At 70.4% G+C, this 6,060-nt stretch carries 4 protein-coding genes and 1 pseudogene; 1 reads left to right on the forward strand and 4 read right to left on the reverse strand.

The features are described from left to right. Nucleotides 1-3: 3 nt before the first annotated feature. The 3 genes from ACGFI2_RS10985 to ACGFI2_RS10995 all read right to left on the reverse strand — a co-directional run bounded on the left by ACGFI2_RS10985 (nt 4) and on the right by ACGFI2_RS10995 (nt 3,622). A complete protein-coding gene (locus ACGFI2_RS10985; RefSeq protein ID WP_393514109.1) occupies nt 4-963 on the reverse strand; it encodes a carbohydrate ABC transporter permease in 960 nt (319 codons plus the stop codon). A 56-nt stretch (nt 964-1,019) separates the two neighbouring features. Continuing rightward, nucleotides 1,020-2,396 (reverse strand): ABC transporter substrate-binding protein, encoded by a 1,377-nt coding sequence (locus tag ACGFI2_RS10990; protein ID WP_393514112.1) that lies wholly within the window; start codon nt 2,394-2,396, stop codon nt 1,020-1,022. Between the two features lie 221 nt (nt 2,397-2,617). Beyond that, the gene (locus ACGFI2_RS10995) at nt 2,618-3,622 is read right to left on the reverse strand and encodes a LacI family DNA-binding transcriptional regulator (protein ID WP_393514115.1); all 1,005 of its coding nucleotides are present in this window, start codon (nt 3,620-3,622) and stop codon (nt 2,618-2,620) included. 175 nt (nt 3,623-3,797) lie between these two features. Here ACGFI2_RS10995 and ACGFI2_RS11000 point away from each other — a divergent pair. After that, nucleotides 3,798-5,827, forward strand: a pseudogene (locus tag ACGFI2_RS11000) (glycosyl hydrolase family 28-related protein). A gap of 138 nt (nt 5,828-5,965) precedes the next feature. On the opposite strand, the gene ACGFI2_RS11005 reads toward ACGFI2_RS11000, so the two are convergent. Further along, on the reverse strand, nt 5,966-6,060 hold a 95-nt coding region (locus ACGFI2_RS11005; protein ID WP_393514163.1), incomplete at its 5' end, for a sigma factor-like helix-turn-helix DNA-binding protein.

Below are 6,060 nucleotides of genomic sequence, written 5' to 3' on the forward strand. Positions count from 1 at the left end.
GTCCTAGTCCTGCCTCGCGGTCAGTCGCACGTAGACGGCGGAGAACCCGGCCAGCACCACCAGCATGATCACGCCGAGCGCGGCGGCTCCGTTGAGGTCGTTCTGGAAGAAGCCGTGCTGGTAGATCAGGTACGCCACCGAGGTCGCCGAGTCCTGCGTGCCGGCGCCGTTGGCGAGGATCAGCGGCTCGGTGAACACCTGCATGGTGGCCACGATCTGAAGCATCGCCAGCAGCGCGAGGATCAGCCGGGTCTGCGGGATGGTCACGTGCACGATCCGCCGCCACACCCCGGCGCCGTCGATCTCGGCGGCCTCGTACAACTCGCCGGGGATGTTCTGCAACGCGGCCAGGTAGATCAGCACCGCGCCGCCCATGTTCATCCAGGTCGACGCGAGCACCATGGCCGGCATCGTCATGGTCGGCGACTGCATCCACTCCGACGTGGGCAGGCCCAGCGCGGTGAGGACCGCGTTGAACAGTCCCGCCTCGCTCGGGTCGTACGCGTAGAACTTGAACAGGAACAGCGCGGACGCCGGCGGCAGCATCACCGGCAGGTAGACCAGCACCCGCAGGTAGCCCTTGGCGTGGCGCAGCTCGTTGAGCAGGATCGCCACGAGGAACGGCACGGCGTAGCCGAGCACGAGCGCCAGGCCGGTGAAGACGAACGTGTTCTTCCAGGCCGTCCAGAAGCTCGGGTCGGCGATGATCCGGGTGTAGTTGTCCCAGCCCACCCAGGTGGTCTCGCCGCGCCGGGTGCGCTGGAAGCTCATCACCACGCCGCGGACCATCGGGTACCAGGAGAAGACGGCGAAGCACGCGACCGCGCCGATCAGGAACGTGTGCCCGGTGAGGTTGTCCCGTACCTTCCGGCCGAGCCCGGCGTGGCGCGCAGCGGTCTGCTGCGGCGGCGGGGCGGGACGGCCGGGCCGACGGGTGGCACCCGGGGCGGTGGTGAGCGCCAAGACGACTCCTGCGGTAGGGGGTGGGGGCCGGCGGACCGGCCCCCACACCGGTCGGGTCAGCTGCCGGCGGCCAGGAGCTGGTTGACCTTGGCCTCGGCCGTCTTGAGGAGCGCGTCGATGTTGGCGTTCGGGTTGGTCAGCACCCCGGACATCGCGGCGTCGAGCACCGCGTAGATGGCCTGGGCGTTTCGCGGCTCCCCCTTGATCGGCACCGGGTTGGCCTCGAAGACCGCGAAGTTGGTGGTGTCCACGTTGGCGTTGGCCTTGCGCAGGTCCAGTTCCTGCTTCTGCGCGTCGCTGCCGCCTGCGAAGAGCAGCGGCTGGGGCAGGCCCACCGGGTAGTTCTGCGGCTTGGCCCGGACGTAGTCGAACTGACCCTTGCCGGGGGTGAGCTTCTGGTAGGCGATCCACTTCAGACCGGCCTTGACCTGCTCCGGGGTGAGGCCCTTCTTGAAGAAGTAGCCCTCGCCGCCGCCGAGCGTCGCCTTGGCCGGGCCGTCCTGGCCGGGCAGCGGACCCATCGCCCAGTCCTGGTACTTGCCCTGGAACTGGCTGACGATCGCCTGGGTGGCGTCGGGCGCGCCGATGAACATGCCGACCTTGCCGGCCCCGGCGTTGGTGAGCAGGTCACCCCACTGGAGGAGCTGGCGGCTGCCCATGCTGTTGTCGCCGTAGCGCATGTCCTTGAGGTTCTGCAGGACCTGCTTGCCCATCGGGTTGTTGAAGTCGGCCTTCTTGCCGTCGGCGGACAGCACCTGGCCGCCCTGTGAGTAGAGCAGCGAGGTGAAGTGCCAGCCGCCGGTGTTGCCGGCGCTGTACTCCGAGTATCCGGCGATGCCGCCGCCGAGTGCGGAGATCTTCTTGGCCGCCGCCCGCACCTCGGGCCACGTCTTCGGCGGGTTGGCCGCGTCGAGCCCGGCGCGCTGGAACAGCGCCTTGTTGTAGGTCAGTCCCATCGAGTAGTTCTTCACCGGGACGCCGTAGAGCTTGCCGCCGTCGGTGAAGACCTCCTTGAGCGCCGGGTCCACGCTGTCCCAGGTCGGGATCGCGTCCTTGGTGGCGTACCGGGTGATGTCCATCGCCTGACCGGAGTCCAGCACCTGCGCCAGGTCGGTCATGTAGCCGTAGAAGACGTCGGTGACGGTGCCGCCGGCGAGCCGGGCGGTGAAGTCCGGCGGGTTGTTGCACTGCTCTCCGACGCTGACGCTCTTGACCACGATGTTCGGGTTCTGCCGCTGGAACTCGGCGACGTCGTCGTTCCAGTTCTTCAGCAGTTCCTTCTGCGCGCCGACCGGCTGGCAGTCGACCGTGATGGTGACCTTGCCGCCGGCGTCGGCGGAGTCGTCGCTCTTCGTGGAACACGCCGCGAGGCTGAGCCCGAGGCCGGCCGCGAGCGCCGCCGCCGCGACCTTCCGATACTGCGGTACGGACATCTGTCCATCCCTTCGGGAACGGGTGTATCGATGACTTTCACTGGCCTGCGGGGACCGCCTGTGAGTGGAGTCAATGTAGCGACGTCGACTCTTCGCAGCAAGGTTTCGACCTGATGACGAAAGAAGGCGACTTGGTGCCGGATGATCACGACGGAGGCATCAGCAGCACGAAAAGGGCCGCCGACCCGGAAAGCGGTCGACGGCCCGGTGGGGCGAGGGGATCAGGTACGCGGGGCGGGGGCGGTCGAGCCGCGCACCACGAGTTCCGGCTCGAAGAGCAGCTCGTCGTGCAGCACGCCGACCCCCTCGATCTGGGTGACCAGCAGGTCCACCGCGGCCTGACCCATCGTCTCGATCGGCTGCCGCACCGTGGTCAGCGGCGGGTCGGTGCACGTCATGAACGCGGAGTCGTCGAAGCCCACCACCGACACGTCGGCCGGCACCGCGCGACCCAGCCGACGGGCGGCCCGGATGGTGCCCAGGGCCAGCACGTCGCTGGCGCAGACGATGCCGGTCACGCCGCGTTCGACCAGCTTGGTCGCGGCCACCCGGGCGCCCTCCATGGAGAAGCTGGAGCGCTCCACGTAACTGCGGTCCTCGCCGCCCCAACCGGCGGCCCGGATCATGGCGTCCAGCTTGCGTCGTGACGGCACGTGGTCCTCCGGGCCGAGCACCATGCCGATCGTCTCGTGCCCGAGCGAGCGCAGGTGCCCGTACGCCTGCTCGACGGCAACCGCGTCGTCGGTGGACACGCGCGGGAAACCCAGCTCCTCCACGCCCGCGTTGACCAGCACGACCGGCAGGCCCCGGTCGATCAGGCGCCGGTAGTGCTCGTGCGAGGCGTCCGCCAACGCGTACGAGCCGCCGGCGAAGATGACGCCGCTGACCTGGTGGTCCAGCAGCATCTCCACATAGCCGGACTCCGGCACGCCGCCGATGGTGCGGGCGCAGAGCGCCGGGGTGAAGCCCCGTTGGGCGAGGGAGCCGGTGACCACCTCGGCCAGCGCCGGGAAGATCGGGTTCTGCAGCTCCGGCAGGACCAAGCCGACCAGCCGGGCCCGCTCCCCACGCAGCTTCGTCGGGCGCTCGTAACCGAGCACGTCGAGCGCGGTCAGCACCGCCGTCCGGGTCGCCTCGGACACGCCGCCCCGGCCGTTGAGCACCCGACTCACGGTCGCCTCGCTGACGCCCGCCTTGCGGGCCACCTCCGTCAAGCGCTTCGTCACGGCGGCAATCGTACGTCAGATTCTTGCAAGAAATGAACAGCGATTCGGCGCGAATCCTGCCATCGATCGCCCCTGGAGTGTCGAAAGATTCGAGCATATTGATGCTTGAAAGACGACAGACATCAGGAATAACATGGCCGCCACCGTCCCCTCCCTCGAGAAAGTGGGTGCTCCGATGCAGCGGAGCGTTCCCGGCCCGGCGGGCCGTCCATCCGTACCGAAGCTCCTCGCCACCGCGGTCACCGCCGTCGCCCTGGCGGTGCCGACCGGCGGCAGCGCCGCGGCGTCGCCCGCCCCGGCCGGCCCGGCAGCGGTGACCACCCGGGCCGCCCTCGACCCGGCCCTGGTCGCCGGCCGCGGCGCCACCGTCGACTACCTCGAGCAGGAGGCCGAGCACGCCCGGACCAGCGGCACGGTCATCGGCCCGGACCGGTCGGCCTACACCCTGGCCGGCGAGGCGTCCGGCCGTCGCGCCGTGCGTCTGCTCCCCGGCCAGTACGTCGAGTTCACGCTCCCCCGCGCCACCAACGCGCTGACCGTGCGATACAGCATCCCGGACGCCCCCGGCGGCGGCGGCATCACCGCGCCGCTACGGGTGGCCGTCGGCCGGACGCCCGCGCGCACCATGACGCTCACCTCGCAGTACGCCTGGCTCTACAACCAGTACCCGTTCACCAACGACCCCGGCGCCGACCTGCTGCACCCGGACTGGTGGATCACCGAGTGCTCCTGCGTGCCGGCGGCCACCACACCCGCGCCGGTGGTCAGCAAGCCGTTCCGGCCGCACCACTTCTACGACGAGCAGCGGATGGCGCTCGGCCGCACCCACCGGGCCGGCGACGTGGTCCGGCTGACCGCGCCGACCGGGACCGCCGCCGCCTGGACCGTGATCGACCTGTTGGATACGCACCTGATCGCGCCGCCCCGGGTGCTTCCCCGCGCGGTGAACGTGCTGGCCTTCGGCGCCGACCCGACCGGCCGGCGGGAGTCCGCCGACGCGTTCGACCGGGCCGTGGCGTACGCCCGGCGGGCGCACCGCCCGCTGTACCTGCCGCCGGGCACCTTCCGGGTCGACCGGCACATCGTCGTGGACGACGTGACAGTCGTCGGCGCCGGCAGCTGGTACACCGTGGTGAAGGGACGTGAGGTCCCCCTGGACACCCCGGCGCCCGACGGCTCCCGGCACACCGGCGTCGGGTTCTACGGCCGCGACGCCGCCGACGGCGGCAGCCGGAACGTGCACCTCTCCGGCTTCGCGATCGAGGGCGACGTGCGCGAGCGGATCGACACCGACCAGGTCAACGGCGTCGGTGGCCGCTCAGCCACAGCACGCTCGACGGCCTCTACGTGCACCACACGAAGGTCGGCATGTGGTTCGACGGGCCGATGACCGGTCTGCGGGTGACGAACACCGTGATCGCCGACCAGATCGCCGACGGGCTCAACCTCCACACCGGCGTCACCCGGTCGTCGGTCACCAACTCCGTGGTCCGCAACAGCGGCGACGACGCGCTGGCCATGTGGTCGGAGGGGACGGCCGACGCGGCCAACACCTTCGCGTACAACACGGTGCAGTCGCCGGTGCTGGCCAACGGCATCGCGCTCTACGGCGGCGCCGACCTGACCGTCGCGCACAACCTGATCGCCGATCCGGTACGCGAGGGCAGCGCCATCCAGGTCGGCGCCCGCTTCGGCGCCGAGCCGTTCACCGGCCGGATCCGGATCACCGGCAACACCACGGTCCGGGCCGGCACCTACGATCTCAACTGGAACATCGGGCTCGGCGCGATCTGGTTCTACGCGTTGGACCGCAGCATCGACGCCGACATCCAGGTGGTCGGCGACGCCTATCTGGACAGCACCTACAACGCCATCATGCTGGTCAGCGACTGGCCGGTGAAGGACAGCGTACGCATCGACAACGTCGCCTTCCGCGACATCCGGGTCGACGGCGCCGGCACGTCGGTGGTCAGCGCCCGGACCGCCGGAGGGGTGAGTTTCGCCGACGTCGACGCGCGCAACGTGGGCGCGGTCGGGGTGAACAACTGCGGCTCGTTCCACTTCACCCCGGCCGGGTCGGAGTTCCGGCTGACCGATCTCGGCGGCAACGACGGCGGCTGGCTGGCCCCGTGGCTGCTGCCCAACACCATCACCTGCGACGACCGTCCCCCGGTGGTGCCACCACCACCGCCCGCCGCCTGGTGAGCCGGGGCGCGGCGGGTGAGACGACGCGACCGCCACCGGCGGGGCCGGTGGCGGTCGGGACGCGGTGCGAGCGAAGGCGTCAGGAGGGGGCCCCGCCTATACCGCAGGCGTTAAGAGGGGGCCCCTCCTTACCTCTCATCAGGCTTCGGTGAGCTGGCCGCGCAGCTTGGTCAGCGCGCGGGCGAGCAGCCGCGACACGTGCATCTGGGAGACGCCGACCCGGGTGGCGATCT

It is taken from the genome of Micromonospora sp. NPDC049282 (assembly GCF_043197045.1).
Classification (GTDB): Bacteria; Actinomycetota; Actinomycetes; order Mycobacteriales; family Micromonosporaceae; genus Micromonospora.